Origin of the sequence: Streptomyces sp. SID3212 (assembly GCF_009865405.1) — a bacterium.
Lineage (GTDB): Bacteria > Actinomycetota > Actinomycetes > Streptomycetales > Streptomycetaceae > Streptomyces.
Map to the genome: position 1 here is coordinate 1 of NZ_WWJY01000454.1, position 24,466 is coordinate 24,466.

Below are 24,466 nucleotides of genomic sequence, written 5' to 3' on the forward strand. Positions count from 1 at the left end.
CCCGTACGGTCGCCGTCGTCGGGCCCAACGCCGACGACGCGCAGACCCAACTCGGCGACTGGGCCGGGTCGTCGGGCCAGGCCGACTGGCTGCCGGACGGCCAGCCGCGCGACATGATCCGTACCGTCCTGGACGGATTCCGGGAGCACGTCCCCGCCGACTGGACCGTGTCGTACGCGCGCGGCGCCGACATCGTCACCGTCGGCCCCGACCCCGAGGGGGAGTTCTTCCCCGACGGGCAGCCCCGGCCGCACGTCGTGGTCCCCGTTGAGCCGGACGACGCCCTGATCGCCGAGGCCGTCGCCGCGGCCGAGGCCGCCGACTACGTCGTCGCGGTGGTGGGGGACCGGATCGAGCTGGTCGGCGAGGGCCGGTCGACCGCGACCCTCGAACTCATCGGCGGACAGGTCGCGTTGCTCGACGCGCTCGCCGCCACCGGCAAGCCGCTCGTCGTCGTGGTGATCAGCTCGAAGCCGCTCGTCCTGCCGCCCTCCGCGCTGGGCGCGGCGGCGATCCTGCACGCCTTCAACCCGGGCATGCTCGGGGGCCGCGCGGTGGCCGAGGTGCTCCTCGGCCTGGTCGAGCCCTCGGGGCGCCTGCCGATCTCCTTCGCCCGGCACGCCGGCCAGCAGCCCACGTACTACAACCAGGTGCGCGGCCAGCACGGCAGCCGGTACGCCGACCTCACCCAGAGCCCGGCGTTCGTCTTCGGCGAGGGCCTCGGCTACACGACCGTCGAGTACTCGGACCTCAAGGTGCTCACGACCACCCTCGGGGCGGCCGACGCGGTGCGCGCGCGGGTCGTGGTGACCAACACGGGCAGCCGTCCCGCGCTGGAGACCGTCCAGGTGTACGTCAGCGACACCGTCACGTCCGTCACCTGGGCGGAGAAGGAACTGAAGGCGTACCAGCAGGTGTCCCTCGCACCGGGCGAGTCGCGCGAGGTCTTCATCGAACTGCCGGTGTCCGCGTGCACCCTCGTGGACGCCGGAGGCGACCGCATCGTCGAACCGGGCGCCTTCGAGCTGCTCGTCGGCCCCTCCTCCCGTGAGGAGGCGCTGCTCCGGGCGGGCTTCACCGTGGAAGGCTGAGACGCTTTCGGCAGCCCCCTTCCCGGCGCCGGGAAGGGGGCCGCCGATTTGGCGTGCCCGGTGCTCCGCCGCAGGTCAGAGCGGTGATGAACGCCGTGGATGCCCCAAATGAGCTTTGTACAAACAAGATTGACAAGGCATCAGTCGAATGCGAGGGTTCATCCGCGTCGAGCCCGAGTCGGTCAACGAGGACCGCGATCCGTCGGGCGGCCCCCGGTATCGCACGGCGTTTCCGCACGTTTAGGAGAAGCACGTGAACCAATTGACACATCTCCCGGCGTGGCCGTCGTTACGGTCCGACATCGCCCCCGACCCGGCGCTCGAACAGGCCGTCCGCGGCATCCTCGCGCGCATGACGGTCGAGGAGAAGATCGGGCAGATGATCCAGCCCGACCTGGTGGAGCTCACCGCCGACGACGTACGGACGTACCGGATCGGCTCGGCGCTGAACGGCGCGGGGCGCTGGCCCGGCGGGGACCGGCGGGCGGGCGCCGAGGCCTGGGCCGAGACGGTCGGCGGCTTCTGGGAAGCCGCACAAGAGGCGTACAAGGACCGGCCGTTCACCATCCCCTTCATGTGGGCGAGCGACGCGGTGCACGGCCACAACAACGTGCACGGGGCGACGATCTTCCCCCACAACATCGGTCTCGGCGCGGCACATGACGCGGACCTGATCCGGCGCGTCGGCGCGGTCACCGCGCGCGAGATCGCGGCCACCGGCATCGACTGGACCTTCGCCCCGACGGTCGCCACCCCGAGGGACCTGCGCTGGGGCCGCTGCTACGAGGGCTATTCCGAAGACCCCGAGATCGTGCATGTCTACGCGCGTGCGATGGTCGAAGGCCTCCAGGGCGACGCCGAGGGGCTGCGTACCGACTCCCGGGTCATCTCCTGCGTCAAGCACTGGGTGGGCGACGGCGGCACCTTCGGGGGTGAGGACCGGGGCATCGCGCGGTGCAGCGAGGACCTCCTGCGCAACATCCACGCCATGGGCTTCTTCTCCGGCATCGAGGCCGGTTCCCAGTCCGTGATGGTCTCCTACAGCGGCTGGGAGAGCGAGGACCGGTCCGAGGAGCGCGCCCACGGCAGCGCCTACCTGATCACCGACGTCCTCAAGAACGCGCTCGGGTTCGACGGCATCGTCGTCGGCGACTGGGACGCCCACCCCTACGTGGAGGGCTGTACCCAGGGCGACGCCGGGAACGTGATCAAGGCCGGGGTCGACATCCTCATGATCTCGTCCCGCGAGAAGTGGCAGGCCGTCTACCGCGACGCGCTGGCGCGCGTGAACTCCGGCGACATCCCGATGTCCCGCATCGACGACGCCGTACTGCGCGTCCTGCGGGTCAAGATGCGGGGCGGGCTGTGGGACAAGCCCAGGCCCCAGGACCGCTCCCTGGCGGGGCGTCAGGAGATCCTCGGAGCCCCCGAACACCGGGCGCTGGCCCGTGAGTCCGTACGGAAGTCACTCGTGCTGCTCAAGCACGAGAACGCCGTACTGCCCCTCGCCCGCAACGCGAAGGTCCTGGTCACCGGGAGCGCCGCCGACGCCATCACGAAGCAGACGGGCGGCTTCACCGTCACCTGGCAGGGCGACGACGTCACGCTGGACGACTTCCCCGGCGGGGCCACACTGGCGGGTGCCGTCGCCGAGGTCGTGGGCGACGGCCGGTGCACGGTCGACCCCCTCCTGGAACACGCGGACGTGTCCGAGCACGACGTCGTCGTGGTCGGCATCGGCGAGGACACCTACGCGGAGATGCTCGGGTCCATCAGCCCGTGGCACACCGTCGAGTACGCCGCGCTCAAGCCGTCCTACGCCCGCGACCTGGAGATCCTGCGCGAACTGCGCGCCGCCGGCGCGACGGTGGTCACGGTCCTGTTCAGTGGCCGTCCGCTCTACGTGACGGAGGAGATCAACCTCTCCGACGCGTTTGTGGCCGCGTGGCTTCCCGGACCCGCCGCGCAGGGCATCACCGACCTCCTCTTCGCCCCCGCCGAGGGGGAGCAACCGTACGACTTCCAGGGACGGTTGAGCTTCAGCTGGCCGCGCGGCCGGCGTACGACGACCTCGCACCGCGTCCCGCCCCACATCCCGGACTACCAGGTGCCGCCCGGCGAGGAGGAGCCCGTCGGCAAGCACGCGCCGCTCTTCCCGTACGGGTCGGGGCTGACCCTGTACGGCCCTGCCGCGACGGACGGCCCGGGGCCGTACCCGCTGCCGCTGGACGAGGGCGACGACGCCCCGCCGGCCGAGCTGTTCACCGGCGACACGCTGGTGGTCGGGCCGGGCGACCCCGCGTACCTCTTCGAGGTCAGCGCCACCGCCAACGGACCGCAGCCGATCCCCTCGGACGGCCGGCACGAGACCGTCTTCATCACGACGGAACCGGTCGGGACGCCGGGCGGGCGGGACGGGGTGTCCCTGACCTTCAAGGGCACCAGGACGTTCGTGTACGCGCAGGCGCACGGCGGCCGGCCGGTCGACCTGCGGGATCTGGTGGCGCGGGACGGGACGCTGTCGTTCGACGTACGCGTGGTCGAGCCGCCGACCGATCCCTTCCACCTGGCCTGCCACAACGACTACCCGCGGCAGCCCGCACTCGACATCTCCGCCCGGCTGACCGCCCTGCCCGCCGGGGAGTGGACACGGATCTCCGTGCCGCTGTCCGAACTGGCGGACGCGGGTGTCGACTTCGCTCATGTCGACGTGCCCTTCCTGGTCTGTACGGAAGGCAAGGCACGCCTGGAGATCAGCGGGATAGAGCTGGCGGCCGGGCCGCGGAACGCCTGAGCGCCTGAGCGCCTGAGCGCCTGAACGCCTGAATTCCGAACGACTGTACTGCCGAACGACCGAACGACTGAACTACCGAACGGCTGGGGGAAGTCATGGGTGACAGAGTCATGTGGTTCAACGGATCCGTCGTGCCCTGGGAGGACGCACGGGTCCATGTCTGGGACGAGCTGGCGCTGCGCGGCGCCAACGTCTTCGAAGGAATGACCGCGTTCTGGGACGCGGCCCGGGACCACCACCTGATGCTCGCCGCCGAGCAGCACGTGGACCGCCTCTTCAACTCCGCCCGCATCGCGGACATCCCGGCGCCGGAGACCCGGGACGAGGTCTTCGCCGCGCTGGCCGAGGTCGCCTCCCACCACCCCGGGAAGGACGTCTACCTGCGTCCGACGTTCTACGCCGCACGCGGCCGGTCGACCCTGGCGCCCGAGAGCGAAGGGGCCATGTACATCGGCGGATTCGAGTTCGCCCCGGTGGCGCCGCCGCGGGTACGTGCCGTGGTCAGCGCCCACCGCCGCTTCGGCGGACCCATCGGTCCCCTCGCCAAGTCCGGCGGATCGTACCTGGACTTCCGGGTGTTCGAGCGGGAGAGGACCGAGCGGGGCGCCGAGCACATCTTCATCCTCAACGAGGACGGCCACGTCGCCGAGGCGGACGGCGCCGCCATCCTGATCGTCCGCGACCAGGAGATCATCGTCCCCTCCGTGGACACCGGCGTCCTGGACTCCATCACCAAGCGCATCCTCCTCGACATCGCGCGCGACCTCGGCCACCAGGTGACCGAACGCCGCGTCCTGCGCGAGGAGTTGTACGACGGGCAGGTCCTCCTCGCCGGGACGCTGCTGGGGATCCGCCTGGTCGACAGCACGGACGGCGTCGCTCCCCGCGACCCGAGGGCGACCGACCGGGCCCGCGAACTGGCCGCCGCCTACGACGACCTGTGCCGGGGCGGCCATCCCCTGTCCAAGACCTATCTGACCTCGCCGGCCTGAGCCGGTGGCGGCCATGCGTGAGATCGGAAGCGAGACGGTCCACCGCAATCCCTGGTTCTCCGTCCTGCGCAAGCGGTACGAGGACGGCCTGGGGGACCGGCACGCGTACTTCATGGTCAGCAAGCCGGACTCCGTCCTGGTGGTCGTACGGCACGAGGACCGCTTCGTCGTCGTGGACCTGCCCCGGCAGACCTTCGGCGGCGCGCGCAGCGTCGAATTCCCCCAAGGGGGCATCGAGGCGGGGGAGTCACCCGAGTCCGCCGCACGGCGCGAGGTGCTGGAGGAGACCGGCCTGCGGGTGACGGACCTGCGGCACCTCGGGACCTTCGCCGAGAGCAGCGGCTTCTCGACGACCTCCTGCCACGCGTACAGCGCGCGTGCCGTGGCGGAGGCCGGCGCCACGGACCGGGATCCGTTCGAGGAGAGCATGACGGTACGGACCCTGTCGTGGCCGGAGCTGCGCCAACTGGCCCGCGACGGCGGCATCCAGGACTCCGCCACACTCGCCGCGCTGGCCCTGGCCGAGGTGCTGAACGATGACCGTTGACACCATGGAGATCGCCGTCTCGCTCTTCATCGACGTACGGATCAGCCTCGTCAGCGGGAACGTGGTGGCCCGGCACCCCGGCGCGTCGTCGGACGCGCAGGACCGGCTGCTGCTGGCGGGGCTCGGTCCGCTGCGCTCCGTGTCGCGACGCGGCAACACCGGTCTGCTGCTGGAGACCGCCCGGGGCGAGCAGTGGCTGGTGGGCCTCTCGGAGGCGTCCGGGCTCGTCGCCTCGGTCGAACACGTCAACCCGTTCGCGGACACGGCCTAGACAGGCGGACACGCCCGGGACAGGTCGGTGCCCGAATCCAGGACAGGGACAACAGTGACACGCAGCTATGACGTCGTGGTCGCGGGTGCGGGCATGGCGGGAATACTCACGGCACTGGGACTGACCGCACGCGGCGCCCGAGTGCTGCTGGTCGAGGAACGGCGGCTCGGCGGGGGCCAGTCGGGGCAGTCGCACGGATACCTGCACCGGGGCTACGCGTTCGGCCCGAACGAGCCGCGCCTGCCGCTCCTCTTCGACCGCGCGCGGGACCACTGGCGCGCTCTCACGGCCGGTCTGGCGCCCGTCACGGCGGGCTCGGTGGTGTCGTTCTCCAACCCGAACGCGTTACGCCGTGCCCAGGAGCACTGGCAGGCGTCCGGCCTCCCGGTCCGCCCCGTGGAACCGCCGCCGTGGCTCGGGGACGGTTTTCTCGCGTCGTTCCGGAGCGAGGAGGAGACGTACGACTTCGGCCCCGTCCTGCGCCGTCTCGGCGAGCTGACCGCGTCCACCGGCATCGACCTCGCGCGGGGCAGCATCAGCCGGACCGCCGACGAACCGGGCGGTGCGCTCAGCGAGCTGGTCCGTCCGGACGGCGTCACGGAGACGATTGCGAGCCGCGCCGTGGTCGTCGCGGCCGGCGCGGGCGCGCCCGGCATCCTCGCCCGCTCGGGGCTGCCGCCCGTCGTGCGGTGCAGGAAGTCCTTCATGCTGGTGCTGCGCGGGCACCTGCCCGTCCTGAGCGCCGTCTTCCCCGAGCGCGAGGAGCACGGACTGTTCGTCGCCGGCCGGACGGGGCACGAGAGCGGGACGACCTGGCTCGTCTCCGACTTCCAGTCGTTCGACAGCGCGCGGGGCGCCGGGGGACAGCTGGCCGGGTGGTGGGCCCACCGCGTCCTGTCCACCCTGCGCGGGGTCGTCAGGCCGGGCCCGCTGGCGGGCGTGCGGCTGATATCCGGGTACGCGGCGGTCAAGTCCGGGCTGCTGCCGAGCAGCGGCACGGTGGCGGACGAGTTCAGCCACGACTTCCTCGGGGGCCGGGCGGTGGTCGTCAGCCCGTCGAAACTGACCCTCGCGCCCCTGGCGGCGGAGAGCGCGGTGAAGTCGGTGTCGGGTGTGCTGGGGATACCGTTCACCGGTGTCGAGTGGGACCGCGTGACGGCGCCCGTATCGCCGCCGCCGTCGCCCTCGGCCGCCGCCGACTCCGTACTGGTCACCTCCGCGGGGGAGTTGTGGGAGACCGACCTGCACGCCCTCAAGGACCCCGACCTCGTCGGTGACCTCCCGGGCATCGCCGCGCTCAGCTCGCTCTACGCCCACTGAACCGTCCCCCCACCCCCTTCACCCACCCCCACCGAAAGGAACCGTAATGCCGCACGAATCGGCGGCCATCGTGACGCGTGGCCTGACGAAGACGTACAAGGTGAGGCGCCCGACCACCGGGCGCCTCGCCACGTTCAGGTCGCTCATGAGCCCTGCGAGGGACGAGCGCACCGTGGTCTCCGATCTTGATCTGACCGTCGGCCGGGGCGAGTTGGTGGGCCTGCTCGGCCCCAACGGCGCCGGCAAGTCGACGTCCATCAAGATGCTGACCGGGATCCTGACACCGACGTCCGGCGAGGTGTACGTCGACGGACGTGTCCCCCACCAGAACCGGGCGGACAACGCGCGGTCGATCGGGGCGGTGTTCGGGCAGAAGACCCAGCTCTGGTGGGACCTGCCCGCCCGGCACTCCTTCGGCCTGATCCAGGACATCTTCGACATCGCGCCCCGCGACTACGAGCGTCAACTCCACGACGTCGACCAGGTCTTGGGCATCTCCGAGTTCTGGGACACACCGGTACGCCTCATGTCGCTGGGGCAGCGCGTCCGCTGCGACATGGCCGCCGCCGTCCTCCACGATCCCGCGATCCTCTTCCTCGACGAGCCCACGATCGGCATGGACGTGGTGGCGAAGGAACGCACCCGCGCGTTCCTCCTCCAGCAGGTCCACGAGCGCGGCCGGGCGGTCGTCCTCACCACCCACGACATGACCGACGTGGCCCGGCTGTGCGAGCGCGTCCTGCTGATCAACCACGGCAGGCTGGTGTTCGACGGGACCCTCGACCGGATGAAGCTCCAGTACGGCGCGAGCAGGACGGTCAACGTCACCTTCGGGGAACCGGTCGCCGAGGTACGGGTGGCGGGCGCGCGCGTCCTCTCCCACGAGGGGACCCGCGCCACACTCGCCCCCGAGGACGGCCACACACCGGAGGACGTGGTGCGCGCCCTGATCGCCGGGTTCCCCGTGGTCGGCATGACCGTGGAGGAGACCGACCTGGAGGAACTCATGCGGAACGCCTACGAGGCCAAGAACGAAATCCTCGTCCCGTGAGCGCCGCGGTCACCACCGAAGCGAGCAGCGGCCGGGCGGACGGCAGGCCGGGCGGCAGGCCCGGCGGCAGACCGGGCGGCGGTCGCGCCTGGCGGATCTGGCGGATCGTGCCGCTCTACCAGACGATCGCCTACCGGGGCCGGTTCTTCCTCGCCCCGTTCATGATGGGCGTGCAGGTCTACCTGTACTACCTGCTGTGGACGGCGGTCTACGAGGGCAAGGAGTCGGTCGCCGGACTCGACGTCCACCAGGCCGTCACGTACGCGGCCCTCGCGATCCTCGTCGGGCGGATCCGGTGGAGCAACCGGATGGTCACCAAGGACAACCTGCCGCAGCGCACCCGCGAGGGCACGGTCATCTACTGGTTCCTCCGGCCGATCTCACCCGGCCGCTACTACATGTACCGGGCCGTGGGCGACATGGGGTACGGCGCGATGTGGGCGCTCATCGGCTACCTCATCGCCCTCGCGACCGGCGTGATCCGACCACCCGCGTCCGCCACCGTCGGACTGGTCTTCGTGGTCAGCCTCGTCCTCGGGCAGATGATCCTTTACTACCTCGGCCAGCTCGTCGACCTCGCCACGTTCTGGCTGACCTCCAACAGCGGCCTGACCCGCATGTACAGCTTCGTCCAGGACCTCCTCTCCGGGGTCTTCGTCCCCCTGTGGTTCCTGCCGGGCTGGCTGCTCACCACGGCGTCGGTGCTCCCGTTCGCCGCCACCATCAACGTGCCCATCTCGATCTACGTCGGTCGCATCCCGCTCGCCGACGCGCCCGAGAACCTGCTGCGCGAGGTGTGCTGGGTGGTCGCTCTGGCCGTGCTGACCAAGTTCGTCTGGTCCCGTGCGGCCCGGCGCGTCACCTCACAGGGAGGCTGAACCATGACCACCACGGTCAAGGCACCCCGGCCGGCCGGGCCGCGTGCCGGCACGGACGCCGGTGCCGGTGCCGGTGCCCGCGTCCGCGTCCGCGTCCGCCGGACGGTCCGCGTCCTGCGGATCATCCTGCGGACCACCGCGGTCAACATCCGGGGACGCCTCGAATACCCCGGCGACTTCGCGTTCGAGATCATCTTCGGCATCCTCTGGCAGACCTCGACGCTCGCCTTCGCCGCCGTCCTCATCACCCGCTTCGACGGTCTGGGCGACTTCCCGAACGGCGGCGTCCTGCTGATCGTCGGCATGCGGCTCATGTCGCACGGACTGTTCACCATGGTCTTCGGGAACCTCTCGGACCAACTGCTCGAACTGGTCGAGGAGGGCCGGGTCGAGGGCTACTTCCTCCGCCCCATGTCCGTCCTCACCCAGATCCTCATCAGCCGCTTCAACATCAACGCCCTCGGTGACTTCTTCGTCGGCGTCACCGTGTGCGCCATGGCCGTGGCCCAGGCTCCCGTCGACTGGACCGCGGGAGCCGTGCTCTACCTCGGCGCCGCGATCGTCGGCGGGGTCTTCCTGGAGGCCGCCGTCCAACTCCCGCTGGCCGCGCTGCTGTTGCGCTCGCCGTTCGCCCACGGGGTGGGCAAGTGGATCGACGACATCATGGCGACGATCGGCAACTACCCGCTGTCGATCCTGCCCGTCGTGCTGCGCGGGATCTTCACGTACGTCCTGCCGCTGGCCTTCGTCGCCTACTTCCCCGTCCTCGTCCTCCTGGACAAGGAACCGGAGCACGGGCCGCTCGCCTGGCTCGCCCAGTGGTCGCCGGCGGTCTGCGTCCTGCTGTTCCTCGTCGCCAAGCGCTTCTGGAACTGGAACCTGCGCCACTACCAGAGCAACGGAGGCTGAAGTGACCGACGCGCGACCCCGTACCGGAGCGGCGGAGGCCGAAGTGGCCGACGCCCCAAGCCCGTTGCCGTACGCCCTGATCGCCACCGACCTGGACGGCACGCTCCTGCGCTCCGACCGTACGATCGGCGCGCGGACCCGGGCCGCCCTGACCCTCGCCACCGAGCGGGGGGCGCGGCACATCGTCGTCACCGGCCGGTCCGTCTCCTGGACCCGGCACGTCCTCGCGGATCTCGGGTACACCGGGCTCGCGGTCTGCGGGCAGGGCGGTCAGGTGTACGACACCGCCGCGCACCGGCAGTTGACGTCCGTCACGCTGGACCGGCGGACGGCCAGACAGGCGGTCGCCCTGATCGAGGCGGTGACAGGGCCGCTGACCCTGGCCGCCGACCGGGCGGGACTGGACGGGGTGGTGGTGGCCGCGCCCGGCTACCTGCACGACCTCGCCGGGGAGACCCCGCTCGTCCCGGACGCGGACGAGGAGGAGCTGTGGGCGCACCCCGTCCGCAAGTTCTACGTCCAGCACGCGACCCTCACCGAGGACGAGCTGGCCTCGGTCGCGGTACGGGTCGCCGGGGACCTCGTCGGGGTCGTCAAGGCGGGTCCCGGCGAGGTGGAACTGCTGCCGAAGGGCCTCACCAAGGCCACCGGCCTCGCCTTCGCCGCCCACCGCCTGGGCCTGAGCGGCGCCGACACCATCGCGTTCGGGGACATGGCGAACGACATCCCGATGCTCGACTGGGCGGCGCACGGGGTGGCCATGGCCGCCGCTCCCGCCGAGGTGAAGGCGGCGGCCGACGAGGTGGCCCCGGGCAACGACGAGGACGGTGTCGCGGTGGTCCTGGAGCGCTTTTTCGGCGGGTGAGGACCGGGGGCCGTACGGGATTCCCCGTACGGCCCCCGGCCTACGAGGACGCCGCCGGAAGGGACGGCGTGAACCCGAACACGTCCCCGTACAGCTCCAGTTCGGCGTGGAGCGCGGTGATGGTGTTGCCCGCCTTCCGGAATCCGTGCCCCTCACCCTCGAAGCGGAGGTAGCGGCACTCCCCGCCGGTCTCCGCGATCCGCTCCGCCATCCGCAGGCTCTGGGCGGGCGGGCAGACGCGGTCGTCCAGCCCCTGGAGCAGGACGAACGGCGCGCGGATACGGTCGGCGCCGGCCAGCGGCGAGCGCCGCTCGTACCGGTCCTTCGCCTCCGGCCAGGGCCCGATCAGCCCGTCCAGGTACCGCGATTCGAAGTCGTGCGTCCCGCCCGCGCTCCAGATCACCGGGTCGAGGAGCGGGTAGTAGATCCCGGCGGCGGCGTACAGCTCCGGCTCGGCGCACAGCGACGCGGCGGCCGTCCAACCGCCCGCGCTCGCGCCCCGGACGGCGAGTCCGGCCGGGTCCGCGAGCCCCTCGGCCACCAGCCCCCGGGCCACGGCGGCACAGTCCCGCACGTCCGTGACACCCCAGTTGCCGCGCAGCCGCTCCCGGTAGGCGCGGCCGTAGCCGGTGGAGCCGCCGTACTGCACGTCCACCACACCGATGCCCCGGCTGGTGAAGAAGCCGATCTCCTGGTTGAGCACCAGCGGCGTGCCGCTCGTCGGACCCCCGTGCACGAAGACCACCCACGGCGGGAGTTCGCCGGCGGGCCCGGTGTGGGTGGGGCTGTACGGCGGATACACGTGGGCGTACACGTCCTGGCCGTCGTCACCGCGGAAGGCACGGCGGTACGGGGTGGTCGCCCACGCGTCGAGCGCGGTGCCCGAGGGGGGCCGTACGACACGCACACTGCCGTCCGCCGGGTCGGCCAGGACCACACTGCGGCGCTGCCGCGGCCCGGCGCAGACCGCGGCGACGCGCCGGCCGTCGGTCGCCAGGGAGAACCACTCCGCGCCCGCCCCGCCGAAGCCCTCCGGGTCGGTGAGGGTGCCGTCGGGGGAGAGGATCCCCAGCGTGCGGGTGCCTGTGCCGTGCACGACGGCGAGCGAGCCGTCGCGCAGCGGGAGGCACCAGCGCAGCCCGATCCGCCACAGCGCGTCGCCGAACTCCTCCTCGCGCGGGCACAGGTTGCGCAGGAGGCCGCCGTCCGGCGCGACCTCGTGGACGTTCCACCACCCGTCCGGGTCGGCGAGCGCGTACAGCGTGCCCGAGCCGTCGGCGGCCCACTCCGCCTGCGTCACCGCCAGGCGGTCCCCGACGAGGACGGCCGGCTCGCTCAGGGTGCCGTCGGCCCGGATCACGGCTCCCACGAGCTCGGTGGCGTCCCACGGCATGTCGGGGTGGTTCCAGCCCAGCCACACCACCCGGTCGCCGCCCGGCTCGACGCGGGGGCCGCTCATGAAGTGGTGACTGGCCGCCAACTCCCGTACCCGCGAGGGATCGTCGGCCGCGCCGCCGTCCAGGGGCAGCGCCACGAGGTGGCGGGTGACCCGGGTGCCCTCCTCGTCCTCGACCCGCTCGCGCAGGCACCAGACCTCGTCGCCGCGCACCGCGAAGTCGGCGTGGCGCAGCTCGGCCTGCCACGCGCCGGGCGGGCTGAGGGGCACCGGCTCCGTCCCCGGGCGCCAGAGGTACGCACGCTGGTCCCCGGCGTGGGTGAAGACGACGCCGTCCTCGGCCCGGTCGGAGAGCGCGAGCCAGGGCCGGCCCCCGTACTCGATCACCCGGGTCCGTACGTCCCAACCGCCGCCGGGCAGGGCCTCCACCGGGCCGTCGGGACCACCGCGCATGAGGGCGGCGCGACCGCCCTCCTCGGGGAGCGCCTCGGTCCACCAGACCTCGTCCCCGACGAAGCCCACCCAGTCGAGCTGGGCCTCGCCCCGGGCGACGTCGGCGGCGCCGAGCGGGGACGGCCAGCTTCCGTACGGTGCCGTCCGATGTCCGTGTGCCATGTCCTGCCTCCCGATTGACAAGCTTGGCAAGATATTGACACTGTGTCGGGCATTCAGGCAAGCGATGCCTCCAAGGAGTTGATCGACATGGCGGAACGCGCTCTTTCCGTACGGTGGGTGAAGGCGGGGGACCGGCCATGACCCCCCGGCCGGGGACCCTCACCCCCCTCGACGCGCCCGCGGTGCCGGCTCCGCGCCGCCTGCGCTCCGCGCTCTCGCTCGACCATCTCTTCGGCAGCCTGGGCCTGTTCACCGTTTTCCCCGTGCTCGGCCTGCTGCTCGCGGCGCGGGCGCCGGGGTCCGGGACCGCCGTGGTGGGCGCCGGGCTCTTCTGCTACACCGCGTCCGCCGGACTCGCCGCGCTGGCCCTCAACCGGTGGCTGCACCGGGTGGGTTACCGCACCGGGATGGTGGGCGGGGTCCTGCTCACCGCCGCCGCCTTCGGCTCGCTGCCGTACGCCAATACCGCCTGGGCCCTGTGCGCGCTGCTCGTCCTCGCCGGCACCGGTGTGAGCGTGCACTTCACGCTGTCCCGGGTGCTCATCGCCGAGGTCGTGCACGACAGCATCGGGCGGAACCGGATCTTCTCCCTGTTCCAGATAGCCGTCAACGCGGGTGCGATGCTGGGCCCGTTCGTCGCCAACCTGCTCTACCAGGACTCCGATCCCCGGCTGCTGATGGGGTTCGTGGCGCTCTGCTACCTGGGGGCCGGCGCGGTCATGGTGCCCGGCATCCCGCCTCGCCGCAGGCCGCCCGCCACCTCCGGCACGTGGCCGGTGAGCAGGGCGGTCCTGCTGCGGGTCGTGCGGACCCCCGCCATGCTGCGGCTGGTGGTGGTGAGCACCCTGGGCACGTTCGTGTACGCGCAGTTCTACTCGGCGTTCGCGCTGTCCGTGGGCCGGGACTTCGAGTCGGCGGCGGCCCGCTCCGTGCTGATCGCCGCGCCCGCCGTGTCGATCGTCCTGTTCCAGACGGCGGTCACGGCGCTGATCAGCAAGCTGATGGCGGCGGGGAAGACACCCTTCGCCGTCCTCGGCCGCGCCAACATCCTCTTCGGCGTGTCCATGCTGCTGCTCGGGGTGGGCCTGCCGCCTCTGTTCGGAGCGGGTGTCGCGGTCCTGGTGTTCGCCCTCGCCGAGATGATGTTCGCGCCGATGATGAGCACCGCGTTCGCCGGGCTCGGGGTGGGCTCCAGCCTGGAGGTCATGCACCTGCGGCAGGTCTGCTGGTCCACGGGGGAGGCGCTGGGGTCGCTGGCGGGCGGGTCGCTGTTCCTCATGCTCCACGACGCGGGAGAGGCGTGGCTGTACTGGGACGTGCTGGGCGTGGTCACGCTGGTGTGCACGGGGCTGCTGGCGTTCCTGGTCCGGCCGGGGACGTCCCGTACCTGACAGGGGGGGGCATCCCTTCAACGGTGCAGCCATGCTGGGCACGCTCGCCGTCGCCGCACCCGCCTCAGCCGCCCCCGACGCCCACCAGCCGCAGCAGGCCGGCGTGTCGGCCGCCGTACCCGCCCAGTGGGTCTACAACAGCTGGTACCTGAACCGGAAGGACTGCGACGCGGCGGCCGAGCTGATCAAGAAAACAACCGGCTACCTCGGCCAGTGCAAGGGCCCCATGAACTCCGCCGGCCGCTTTGACCTGTACCTCTGGCAGTAAATCCCTCTCCCTCGCCCGTCATGCCTGACCAGCGCACGGGCCACACGGAGCCCCGCCCACCGAGCACAGGTGGGCGGGGCTTCCGCGTCGTCGGTCCGGCTCGCCCATGTCCGCGTTCGCGCCCGCGACCCCGGGGCGTGTGCGGTACGGGGTCCAGGTTCAGCTTCGGACGACGGGCCGGTCGAGGAGGCCGAGGACGATCTCGGTCTGACGGCCCAGCGTGCGGCCGATCAGGAGATCGCGGAGGGAGACGGAGACCCCCAGCCGCACCTTGATCCGGCGCGCCAGATGGGTGGTCGCCAGCGAGTCGCCGCCCAGGTCGAAGAAGTCCGCGTCGGCGGAGAGGCCGGTGTGGCCGAGGAGGTCGGCCCAGAGCCCGGCGAGGACGGTCGCGGGGTCCTCCGCGGCTGTCGCTTCCTCGGCCGGAGGAACGTCCGGCAAGGGCCCGTTCACCGACGCCGTGTCCTGCGTCCGTCCGGCGGCCCCCGGGGGCGCGGCCTCGCGGGGAAGGGCCTCCGGGGCCGTCCAGCGCGGCCCGGCGAACGCGTATCCCGGCAGGTGTACGCGGCGTCCCGGGCCGCTCAGTGCCGTCGGCGCGAGCGGCAGCCCCTTCGCCCAGAGCGTGCCCAGGGCCGTCAGTACCTCCTCGCCCGGCCGGGCGGTACGGGCCGGGGACAGCGCGACCGGCGTCAGCCCGGCGGCGACGGCCAGGGCCGACAACACCCGCCCCGGGCCGATCTCGACGGCGACCGCACCCGGGAAGCGCCGCGCCAGGGTCTCCATCGCCTCGGCGAACCGCACCGTCCCCCGCGCCTGTGCCACGAACCGGTCCGCGGTGATCCGGGCGCCCGCCGGCACCAGCTCCCCGGTGGTGTTGGCCGCGAACGGCAGCACCGGCCGCCGCAGGGTGATCCCCGCGAGCGCAGCCGACAGCGGGGCCAGCGCCGGCTCGACGAGCGCCGAGTGGAACGCGTGGCTCGTCCGCAGCCGCTTGGTGGGCACGCCGTCGCCCAGCCGGGTACGGAACGCCTCGACGGCGTCCTCGGTGCCCGCCACGACACAGCTCTCCGGTGCGTTGTGCGCGGCGAGTTCGAGCTCCGGCCCGCTCTCCGCGAGCAGCGTACGGAGCGACGCCTCGTCGCAGCCCACCGCGAGCATCGCGCCCGGCGGGCAGTCGGCCATGGCCCGGCCGCGTACCGTCAGTAGACGGGCCGCGTCGGCCAGGTCGAGCGCGCCCGCGACACAGGCCGCCGTGATCTCGCCGAGGCTGTGACCCGCCACGGCGGCCGGGGTGACACCGAGGGCGCGCAGCGCGACCGAGGCCGCGTACTCCACGGCGAACAGCGCGGGTTGGGCCAGCTCGGTGGCCTCCAGTTCCGCCGCCGGGAACGACTCGTCCAGCAGCGCCCGGCGTACGACTCCGGCCGTCACGGGGTCGAACGCGCCGAGGCAGTCCCGCAGGGCGTCCTCGAAGCCGGGCAGCGCCTCGGCGAACGGCCGTGCCATGCCGGGGTATTGGGACCCCTGCCCCGGGAAGAGGAACAGCGCCGGGGCCGGCAGGCCACCCGTCGTGACCTCGTCCCGTACGACCCCCTCACCGGACGCGAGGCGCTCGGCGATCTCCGCGCCGGTGCGCCCCGCCACCGCCAGCCGTACGGGCAGTTCGGCACGCGCGGCGGCGAGGGTGAACGCCGCGTCGGCCAGGGCCGGTTCCTCGCGTCGCAGATGGGTGCCGAGGCGCCGGGCGGAGCGCGCGAGGGCCTCGGGATCGGCGGCGGACAGCAGGAAGAGACGACCTGACTCCTCCTCGCCGCCGGTCTCCGCGGCCCGTACCGGCGGCGCCTGCTCGATGACCACATGCGCGTTCGTCCCGCCGACGCCGAACGAGCTGATCCCGGCCCTGCGCGGCAGCGGCCCCCGCCACTCCCGCGCCTCGGCGGGCACGTACAGCGGTGAATCCTCCGTCTCCAGCAGCGGGTTGAGCCGGGTGAAGCCCGCCACCGGCGGTACCACCCCCTCCTTGACCACCAGCAGGGCCTTGATGAGCGAGGCGACCCCGGCCGCGTTGTCCAGGTGGCCGGTGTTGGCCTTGAGGGCGCCGACCGCGATCGTGCCCGGGCCCGCCCCCGTACCACCGAGTGCCGCAGACGCGGCGGTCCACTCGATCGGGTCGCCCACGCGCGTCCCGGTGGCGTGCGCCTCCAGGTATCCGAGTGACCCGCCGTCCACGTCCGCCGCCGCCAACGCCGCCCGGATGACGGCCTCCTGGCCGTCCACGGACGGCGCGTAGTAACCGGCCTTCGACGCGCCGTCGTTGTTGATCGCCGTCCCGAGCACCACGCCGTACGGCTCAGGCCCGTCCGCCAAGGCGTCGTCCAGACGACGCAGGACCACACAGGCGACCCCGGAACCGGCCACCACCCCGTCGGCGCTCTCGTCGAAGGGGCGGCAGGCGCCGGCCGCCGAGTGGATGCCGCCCGGCACGTGGAGATGGCCGCCCTGCGGGTGCGCGATGCCCGCCCCGACCACGAGCGCCTGGTCGCAGTCCCCGTTCAACAGGGCCTGTACGGCGAGGTGGACGGCGACCAGCGAGGAGGAGCACGCGGTCTGCACGGCCACCGCGGGCCCGGTCAGGCCGAGTTTGTACGAGAGGAGGCTCGCCATGAAGTCCGGCTCGGTGCCGTGCAGCGCGTCTTCCAGGGTGAGCGGGTCGAGCCCGCCGCCCGCCACCATGGCGCGCAGGTAGCCGCTGCTGCTCGCGGACGCGAAGACCCCGGTGACCGAGGTGTCCCCGGGCCGGCACCCGGCGTCCTCCAGCGCCCCCCACGCGACCTCCAGCATCAGGCGGTGCTGCGGGTCCATCATCTCCGCCTCCCGGGGGCTGACCCGGAAGAGCGTGTTCTCGAAGCGGTCCGCGTCGTCCAGATGGCCGTGTACGGGGACGAAGTCCGGGTCGTCCAGGAGGCTCCGCGGCATCCCGGCGTCGAGCAGTTCGCCACGGGTGTGCCGCCGCGTCAGGACGCGTCCCGCCACCAGGGCGGACCACCACTCCGCGAGGTCCGTCGCGCCGGGAAACCGTGCGGCGAGGCCGGTGACGGCGATGTCGAGAGAACGGTCACGGGACATGCTTCCCCTTCGGTCGCTGGGCGGTGCCGTCCGCGCCGGGGCGTGTCCTGACAGCACTCTGTTGGCAACAGATTGCCTTGACTGTGACTCATGTGGCAACCTATTGCCTCACATTGGACCGTACGTACCACGCGTCCCCAGGAGCCCTGTCATGACGGTCACCGTTGGCCTGAGGCCAGAACAGCTCGTCGACCCCGGACTGCACGCCACCGGCGACCCCCACGAGGTGTGGCGCTGGATGCGCGCGCACGCGCCCGTGCACCACCACGAGGCAGGGGATCTGCCCGCGTTCTGGTCGCTGACGCGGTACACCGACATCAGGTCCGTCTACCGCGACCCCGGTACGTTCAGCTCCGCGCGCGGTGTCCTGCTGCGGCCCGTGGCCATGGGCGAGGATCCCGGCGGCGGTACGACCCTGGCGCTCACCGACCCCCCTCGCCACAAGGCGCTGCGCGGACTCATGGCCGACTGGTTCAGCACGCGGGCCGTCCGCGAGCTGGAGGGGTACATGCGGGACGCGATCCGCGCCGTCCTGGCCCGCGCGGTCGAGCAGGGCACCTGCGACTTCGTCCACGACATCGCGGGCCGGATCTCGCTGTACGTCATCGGCCGCATCCTCGGCGTCCCGCCGAAGGACCACGAGGACCTGTTCCGGTGGACGAACGAGGCGTTCCTCGCCCATACGTCCCTGGCCGCGCACCACCGCTTCATGGCGTACTTCGTCGACCTCATGGACCAGCGGCTGGAGCACCCCACCGACGACCTGGTCACCTCCCTGGTCCACGGCACGATCGACGGCGAGCCGCTGACCGAGGAGGAGATCCTCCTCAACTGCGAGAACCTGGTCGGCGCCACGGAGAACGGCCGGCTGGCCCTCGCGGGCGGCATGCTCGCCCTCCTCGAACACCCCGGCGAACTGCGCCGGTTGCGCGAGGACCGGAGCCTGCTGCCGGGCGCCGGGGAGGAGATCCTGCGCTGGACCTCCAGCGCGACCCACAGCATGCGTACCGTCACCACGCCCACCGTCGTCCGGGGACAGCGGATCGAGGCGGGCGAGCGGGTGGTCGTCTGGGTGCCGTCGGGCAACCGCGACGAGGAGATCTTCGACCACGCGGACCGCTTCGACATCGGGCGCGCGCCGAACCGGCACATCGCCCTCGCCGCCGGGGAGCACTTCTGCATCGGCAGCACCCTGGCCCGCGCCGAGATGCGGATCCTGCTCACCGAGATCCTCGACACCGTGGGCCGTATCGAGCTGAACGGCCCGGTCGTACGGCTGCGTTCGATCCATGTCGCCGGTCCCGAGAGCATCCCGCTGTCCCTCGCGGGGCGCTGACCACCCCTTCCAACTGATACCGGCAGACCCTCAACCCTCCCCAGGAGAAGCTCAGATGGCCCACCCGCACGTACTCCTGATCGGCTGGCGGCCCGACGCGGTGACCGCCCTCCACCGCCTCGGCGCCGAGGTGACCTGTGTTCTCACGGCGGCCGAACTCGACCGCCGCGGCGACCTGTTGGACGACGTGCACACCGTCGCCGTGCACGACCCGTCCGACACCGAGTCGACCCTCGCGGGGCTGGTCCGCCACGGGCTGGACGCCGACCGGTTCGACGTCGTCACCAGCCAGTTCGAGTTCACCCTGGTCAACGCGGCCGTGCTCGGCGGCGCCCGCAGCCCGATGACACCCGTGGAGGCCCTGGCCCTGCGCGACAAGGACATCCAGAAGCGCCGCATCCGGGCCGCCGGCATCCCCGTCGCCGACTCGCGGGTGATCGTCCCCCCCCGCGACCTGGCCGGCTTCCCCTCCGTACGCGGCGTGCTCAAGCCGCTCGCCGACTCCTCCACCCGGGGCGTAAGGACCTGGAACAGCCACCCCGAACGCGAGGAGATCGCACGGCAGTTGGAGCAGGACAGCGTCGGCGCGCCCTGGCTCGCCGAGGAGTGGGTGGACGGCGGCGAACTGCACATCGACGGCGTGGTGCGCGGTGGCGAGGTGGTCTTCACGTCCGTGGGGCGCTACCTCCAGAACGTCATCGCGATCCGCGAGGGCGGGATCGTGGCGTCCGTGATGCAGCACCCCGAGGAGTGCCCGGACCTCTACGCCCGAGCGCACGCGGTCGCCGGGCGGGTGATGACGGCGCTGGGACACCACGACGGCGTGTTCCACCTGGAGGTCTTCGAGCAGGGCGACACCCTCGTCTTCGGGGAGTGCGGCGGCCGGATTCCGGGCGGGTCCTTCGACGAGATGATCCGCCTCCAGCACGGCGTCGACCTGCACGACGAGTGGGCCAGGTCGGTGCTCGGCCTCCCGTCGGTTGCGACCCCGACGACCGCCGCCACCTGGTTCGGTGACGTCTTCCTCGCCACCGCCCCGGGCCGGCTCGTGTCCCGCCCGGCCGACGACGAGGTGGCGGCCCGGGACGGCGTACGGTACGTGTCGCTCCAGGCCCGGCCCGGGGACCTGCTGGCGGACGCGGCGCAGGCGTCGAGCGTCTTCGCCGGGACGGCGGTGGTCGAGGGCAAGGACGAGGCGCACACGGCCGACCGCATCCGCCGACTGGCGGGCTGGTTCGCGGAACAGAGCGTGCTCACCTCGCCCTGAGAGGCCCGACTGCCCTTGTCCACAGCAGACTTGATTCCGTCCGGCCCTCATTCAGGAGCATCTGTGACCCCTCTCCCTCCCCACCTGCTCTTCGTCGGCGGGGCCAGCCCGCTCGCGTCCAGCCTGGACATCGTCACCGCCGCGCTGACCCAGGCGCGCGCCCGGGGCATCCGTACCCATGTGACCGGCAGGAGCGAGGTACTCGCCGCGACCCCCGCCGTCACCGAACTGGCCGACGAGGTCTCGCCGGTCGACCCCGACGATCCGGTGCTGTCCGAGGCCTGGGCGCGCCGACGCCTCGCGGCCGGGGACTCCTTCGACCTGGTCCTCGGGCTGCGGGACCCCGTACAGCTCAGTGTGGCGCGGTGTGCGGCGGTCGCCGGGGCGCCCGGGAACACAACGGAGGCCGTCCGGCGCGTACGGGACAAGGACGCCTGCCGGGCGGCCCTGGCCGCAGCCGGGTTCCGGCAGCCACGGGTGCGGCTGTGCGCGGGCCTCGGCCAGGCGGAGGCGTTTCTCGCGGAGTCGTACGGCCCCTGGGTGGTGAAGCCACGGGACGGCATGGGCAGTGTCGGGGTACGGAAGGTGACCGGGCCCGCCGACCTGCCGCGCGCCGTGGAGGAACTCCCCACCAGCGAGCCGTTCCTCGTGGAGGAGTTCGTGGAGGGACCGGAGTTCAGTGTGGAGGGCGTCCTCCTCCAGGACGGGCCCAAGGTGCTCGCGATCACCGCGAAGGAGAAACTGCCGCCGCCGTACTTCGTGGAGATCGGCCACGTCCTCCCCGCCGAACTGTCCGACATCGTACGGCGCGAGGTGGAGGACGAGGTCGTCCGGGCCCTGACTGCGCTGGACCTGCGCTTCGGCGTCTTCCACGCCGAACTGTGGGTGACGGACGCCGGGATCGTCCTCGGCGAGGTGCACACGCGCCCCGGCGGCGACTGGCTCCACCTGCTGCTGTCCCACGCCATCCCCGGTCTTGAACTGTTCGGCCTGCTCTACGACGACGCGCTGGGACGCGACCACGCCCGGGACCTCACCCCGACCCGCGCCGCCGCCGTCGCCTTCCTCGCCCCGGAGCCGGGGCGGCTGGTCGAGGTGACCGGCTGGGAGCGGGTCCTGGCCCATCCGGCCGTCCTGCGGGCGGAGTTGGGCGTGGTGCCGGGGGACGTCATCGCTCCGGTACGGAACTCCGGCGACCGGGCCGGATTCGTGGTGGTCGGCGGGGCCACGCCCCGGGAGGCACGCGAGCTGGCGGCGGAGGTGACGGCCCTGCTGTCGTTCGAGGTGGAGCCGGCGGCGGTGGCGGTGTCGCACTGACACCGGCGGGACCCACACGTCACCGGCCGCATACGCGAACCGCCCCGGGCGGCGCGCCGATCCGTGTTCCGTACGGAGGCGCACCGCCCGGGGCGGTTCGTTTCGGCGGAGGCCAGGGGCCAGGGCCAGGGGCGGGGGCCTCCGGGTCAGCCCGCCTCCCGGCGGCCCGTCGCCGCCCGGGCCGCGTCGAATTCCACGTACTGCCGGCTCAGCGTTTCGGCCAGGTCCGCCCAGCCCGCGTAGTCGCCGTACTCCAACGCACAGCGCTGGAAGCCCAGTCGGGGGTCGTCCACCGCCAGACGGCCGCTGTGGGCCGCCACATGGTCCAGGAACGCCCGCGACTCGTCGATGATCTTCGCGTTGTTGATGTGCCACTCCCCGGAGGAGTACGCGGCGACCCGCTTGGCCAGCCGCTCGCCCGCCGAGGCGGTCCACTTGAAGTGGTGCACCTGTGCGTACACCCGCGCGGCCGGGGCGCCCCGGCCGGTCCAGCTGTTGTGCTGCCCGTACCCCAGCTCCATCCGGCCACGTGCCAGCGGCACCTTCGTCGGCCGGGCTCCCATGAGCCGCAGGGTCACCAGCCCGGCGAGGGGGTACTGCCGCCACAGCGGCGCCGAGCCGAACGGTCCGGGGTCGGGGAAGGAGCCGTCGGCGGCCACCCGGTCGAGGAACGCCCCTTCCACGTAGTCGAATCCGTGCCGCTCGCAGTGGGCGACCGTCTCCTTCAGGGAGTCCGGGTAGACCTGGAACTCGTCCAGGTCGGCCACCACCCACCAGTCGTCGGGGTGTTCGGCCATCGTTTCCCGGATCAGCCGCGGGTTGAGATGTTCGTGCCACGGCCCGACGCTGATCCGGGTGAAGTCGTGCCCCGCGTCCCGGACGACCTCGACGGACGACGGGAGGGTGGGGTCCTCCCTGCTCTCCACATGGCGGATCACGTGGAACGCCTCGACGCCGAGCCCTTCGTAGTGGGCCAGCATGTGCGGCAGGAGCGAGGTGTCCCCGCCCACGACCGACACCAGGCGGACGACGGTCACGACGAACCGGTCAGGGCGAGCACGGAGGAGTACTCCTCGTACAGCCGGCGCAGCGCGTTGTCGGGGAAGACGTCCCCCCAGGGCTTGTCCCCGCCGATGAAGTGGATGATGCCCTCACGGCGCGTCAGGTAGTCGAGCCGGCCGCTGCCGAAACGCCCGTGGACCGGGTGCTCGATGAGCTTGTTCCACTTGTCGGGTACGGGCGTCCAGCGTTCCGCGTAAAGGTAGTTGAGGATGTCCTGGTCGAGCGTCGGGATGTCCTTCCCGTACGTCCGGTAGATGTCCAGGGACCGTTCCGTGGTGTTCTCGGCCCGCCACCGGTCCATGTCGATCAGCAGCACACCCGCGTTGAAGTAGCCGGGCGGCTTGGCGCCGGTCTGGCTCAGGCTCGCCCGGTCGCCCAGGGTCAGCACCCGGGCCGGCGCCACCTCGTTGATCACGGCGCCGATGGTGTTCCCCGCCAGGTCGTGCCGGTACAGCTCCGTCAGGTCGTCCAGGACCAGCGTGTCGACGTCGAGGTAGATGACCCGGCCGATGTCGCGGGGCACGACGTCGCCGATGTGCAGCCGGTGCAGCGTGGCGGCCGTCCAGTGCTTGCGCGGGGTGGCCATCTCCAGCCGGTCGGGGACGGTGTAGAGGTCCACGTCCCCCACCCGGCCCAGGGCGTCGGCGAGGAACCGCCTGCCGTCGGCCCCGAGTCCCGAGTCGATGACGTGGAAGGCCGGGCGGCTGCTCGTGTCACGCAGGCCGGCCCCGATCGAGTGGGCCACCACCGCGGCGGCGTCGACATAGTTCTGGTCCACCGCGAACACCACGTGGAGATCCTGCTGTCCCATGACCGCTCCTCGGCTTCTCGGGAGTTCGTGATCGCCACTCTACGAGCCGCCTCATGTGCTGGCAATGTTCTGCCTCAACTTGGCACAATGAGATGACCCCAACGGCTCGATACCGTTGCCACGTTGGGCAATGGCTGGCAAACTTGCCGTCGGGCACCCCGCCCGCCCTTCCCGAAACCCGTCAGAAAGGCGTGCACCGTGACCATGACCCAACTGCCCTTGACCGACGTGGGGATCGTCCCGCTGGCCGGCGGTATCGGCGCCGAACTCACCGGTGTGGACTCGGCAGGACCGCTCGCCGACGAGACCGTCGCGCAGGTGCGCCGCGCCCTCCTCGCCCACAAGGTGGTGTTCCTGCGCGGCCAGCGGCTGGACTACGACAGCCAGGCGGCGTTCGCCCGCCGGTTCGGCGACCTGACGCTGGGTCACCCCGTCTACGCCGCGCCCCAGGACCGCCCCGCCGTACGGGAGATCGACTCCCGCGCGGGCACCCGCGCCAACCACTGGCACACCGACCTCACCTTCGTCGAACGGCCGCCGGCCCTCGCCTTCCTCCACAACAAGGTCATCCCGCCGGTGGGCGGCGACACGATGTGGGCGAACACCGTCGCCGCGTACGAGAGCCTGCCCGAGCCGCTCCGCGCACTGGCCGACCGCCTGCGGATCGTGCACAGCAACGACTCCGACTACACCGACGAGACGGTCGCGGCCCGCGCGGAGTACATCTCCACGCTGTACGAGACCGAGCACCCCGCCGTCCACGTGCACCCGGAGACCGGCGAGCGGTCGCTGCTCCTCGGGGGCTTCGCGCGCCGCGCGGTGGGCTTCGGTCCGCAGGCCTCGCGCGACCTGATGCGGATCCTCCAGGAGTACGTGGTCCGGCCCGAGCACACCGTCCGGTGGACCTGGCGCGTCGGTGACCTGGCCATCTGGGACAACCGCGCGACCCAGCACTACGCGATCCACGACTACGGCACCGAGGCCCGCCGCGCCGAGCGCTGCACGGTCGTGGGCTCCGTCCCGGTCGGGACCGACGGCCGCCCCAGTGTGACCGTGAGCGGGGACACCTCCACGTACAGCGCCGGTGTCGCCTGAGCGTCCGCCCGCCGGACCGGGCGCCCGCCCTTCGAACCGAGCCTCCGCCCGTCGAACCGAGAGG

At 72.1% G+C, this 24,466-nt stretch carries 20 protein-coding genes; 16 read left to right on the top strand and 4 right to left on the bottom strand.

Features of this window, described 5'->3' with window-relative positions; all coding sequences use genetic code 11:
* The 10 genes from GT042_RS13125 to GT042_RS13170 form a co-directional block, all read left to right on the top strand.
* On the top strand, positions 1–1,091 hold a 1,091-nt coding region (locus GT042_RS13125; protein ID WP_202532713.1), incomplete at its 5' end, for a glycoside hydrolase family 3 C-terminal domain-containing protein.
* Between the two features lie 253 nt (positions 1,092–1,344).
* Positions 1,345–3,885: a glycoside hydrolase family 3 protein gene (locus tag GT042_RS13130; protein ID WP_202532714.1), complete on the top strand. Its 2,541-nt coding sequence runs from the start codon at positions 1,345–1,347 to the stop codon at positions 3,883–3,885.
* Positions 3,886–3,980: 95 nt separating this feature from the next.
* Entirely contained in the window at positions 3,981–4,877 is an 897-nt protein-coding gene (locus GT042_RS13135) for an aminotransferase class IV (RefSeq protein ID WP_161308874.1), read from the top strand.
* Between the two features lie 13 nt (positions 4,878–4,890).
* Positions 4,891–5,424: an NUDIX hydrolase gene (locus GT042_RS13140; RefSeq protein WP_161308875.1), complete on the top strand. Its 534-nt coding sequence runs from the start codon at positions 4,891–4,893 to the stop codon at positions 5,422–5,424.
* Positions 5,414–5,695 carry a hypothetical protein gene (locus tag GT042_RS13145; protein ID WP_161308876.1) on the top strand — a complete coding sequence of 94 codons (282 nt, stop codon included), beginning with the start codon at positions 5,414–5,416 and terminating at the stop codon, positions 5,693–5,695. Before GT042_RS13140 ends, GT042_RS13145 begins: the two co-directional genes overlap by 11 nt.
* A gap of 54 nt (positions 5,696–5,749) precedes the next feature.
* On the top strand, positions 5,750–7,015 hold the full coding sequence (locus tag GT042_RS13150; RefSeq protein WP_161308877.1) for an FAD-dependent oxidoreductase: 1,266 nt from the start codon (positions 5,750–5,752) through the stop codon (positions 7,013–7,015).
* 46 nt (positions 7,016–7,061) lie between these two features.
* Positions 7,062–8,066 (top strand): ATP-binding cassette domain-containing protein, encoded by a 1,005-nt coding sequence (locus GT042_RS13155; protein WP_161308878.1) that lies wholly within the window; start codon positions 7,062–7,064, stop codon positions 8,064–8,066.
* Complete coding sequence (locus GT042_RS13160; RefSeq protein ID WP_161308879.1) at positions 8,063–8,944, top strand: ABC-2 family transporter protein; 882 nt, start codon at positions 8,063–8,065, stop codon at positions 8,942–8,944. The genes GT042_RS13155 and GT042_RS13160 overlap by 4 nt, the downstream gene beginning before the upstream one ends.
* A 3-nt stretch (positions 8,945–8,947) precedes the next feature.
* The gene (locus GT042_RS13165) at positions 8,948–9,853 is read left to right on the top strand and encodes an ABC-2 family transporter protein (RefSeq protein WP_161308880.1); all 906 of its coding nucleotides are present in this window, start codon (positions 8,948–8,950) and stop codon (positions 9,851–9,853) included.
* Positions 9,854–9,896: 43 nt separating this feature from the next.
* A complete protein-coding gene (locus tag GT042_RS13170) occupies positions 9,897–10,718 on the top strand; it encodes an HAD family hydrolase (RefSeq protein WP_161308919.1) in 822 nt (273 codons plus the stop codon).
* Positions 10,719–10,758: 40 nt separating this feature from the next.
* Here GT042_RS13170 and GT042_RS13175 read toward each other — a convergent pair whose 3' ends face one another.
* Positions 10,759–12,729, bottom strand: coding sequence for a prolyl oligopeptidase family serine peptidase (locus GT042_RS13175; protein ID WP_161308881.1), 1,971 nt, complete (start codon positions 12,727–12,729; stop codon positions 10,759–10,761).
* Positions 12,730–12,866: 137 nt separating this feature from the next.
* Between GT042_RS13175 and GT042_RS13180 the strand changes: the two genes are divergently transcribed.
* Both GT042_RS13180 and GT042_RS13185 read left to right on the top strand, forming a co-directional pair.
* Entirely contained in the window at positions 12,867–14,120 is a 1,254-nt protein-coding gene (locus GT042_RS13180) for an MFS transporter (protein ID WP_161308882.1), read from the top strand.
* A gap of 31 nt (positions 14,121–14,151) precedes the next feature.
* Positions 14,152–14,388 (top strand): hypothetical protein, encoded by a 237-nt coding sequence (locus GT042_RS13185; RefSeq protein ID WP_161308883.1) that lies wholly within the window; start codon positions 14,152–14,154, stop codon positions 14,386–14,388.
* 159 nt (positions 14,389–14,547) lie between these two features.
* Here the strand turns inward: GT042_RS13185 and GT042_RS13190 are convergent, their stop codons facing one another.
* Positions 14,548–17,514 (bottom strand): type I polyketide synthase, encoded by a 2,967-nt coding sequence (locus GT042_RS13190; RefSeq protein ID WP_161308884.1) that lies wholly within the window; start codon positions 17,512–17,514, stop codon positions 14,548–14,550.
* Positions 17,515–17,665: 151 nt separating this feature from the next.
* On the opposite strand from GT042_RS13190, the gene GT042_RS13195 reads away from it, so the two are divergent.
* The 3 genes from GT042_RS13195 to GT042_RS13205 all read left to right on the top strand — a co-directional run bounded on the left by GT042_RS13195 (position 17,666) and on the right by GT042_RS13205 (position 21,434).
* Positions 17,666–18,850 (top strand): cytochrome P450, encoded by a 1,185-nt coding sequence (locus tag GT042_RS13195; protein ID WP_161308885.1) that lies wholly within the window; start codon positions 17,666–17,668, stop codon positions 18,848–18,850.
* A gap of 55 nt (positions 18,851–18,905) precedes the next feature.
* Positions 18,906–20,117 carry a hypothetical protein gene (locus tag GT042_RS13200; protein ID WP_161308886.1) on the top strand — a complete coding sequence of 404 codons (1,212 nt, stop codon included), beginning with the start codon at positions 18,906–18,908 and terminating at the stop codon, positions 20,115–20,117.
* A gap of 63 nt (positions 20,118–20,180) precedes the next feature.
* Positions 20,181–21,434: an ATP-grasp domain-containing protein gene (locus GT042_RS13205; protein ID WP_161308887.1), complete on the top strand. Its 1,254-nt coding sequence runs from the start codon at positions 20,181–20,183 to the stop codon at positions 21,432–21,434.
* Between the two features lie 146 nt (positions 21,435–21,580).
* Here the strand turns inward: GT042_RS13205 and GT042_RS13210 are convergent, their stop codons facing one another.
* On the bottom strand, positions 21,581–22,471 hold the full coding sequence (locus tag GT042_RS13210) for a glycosyltransferase family 2 protein (RefSeq protein ID WP_161308888.1): 891 nt from the start codon (positions 22,469–22,471) through the stop codon (positions 21,581–21,583).
* Positions 22,468–23,307, bottom strand: a complete 840-nt coding sequence (locus tag GT042_RS13215) for a glycosyltransferase family 8 protein (protein ID WP_161308889.1) — start codon at positions 23,305–23,307, stop codon at positions 22,468–22,470. Before GT042_RS13215 ends, GT042_RS13210 begins: the two co-directional genes overlap by 4 nt.
* Before the next feature lie 204 nt (positions 23,308–23,511).
* On the opposite strand from GT042_RS13215, the gene GT042_RS13220 reads away from it, so the two are divergent.
* Entirely contained in the window at positions 23,512–24,402 is an 891-nt protein-coding gene (locus GT042_RS13220) for a TauD/TfdA family dioxygenase (protein ID WP_161308920.1), read from the top strand.
* Positions 24,403–24,466: the final 64 nt, after the last annotated feature.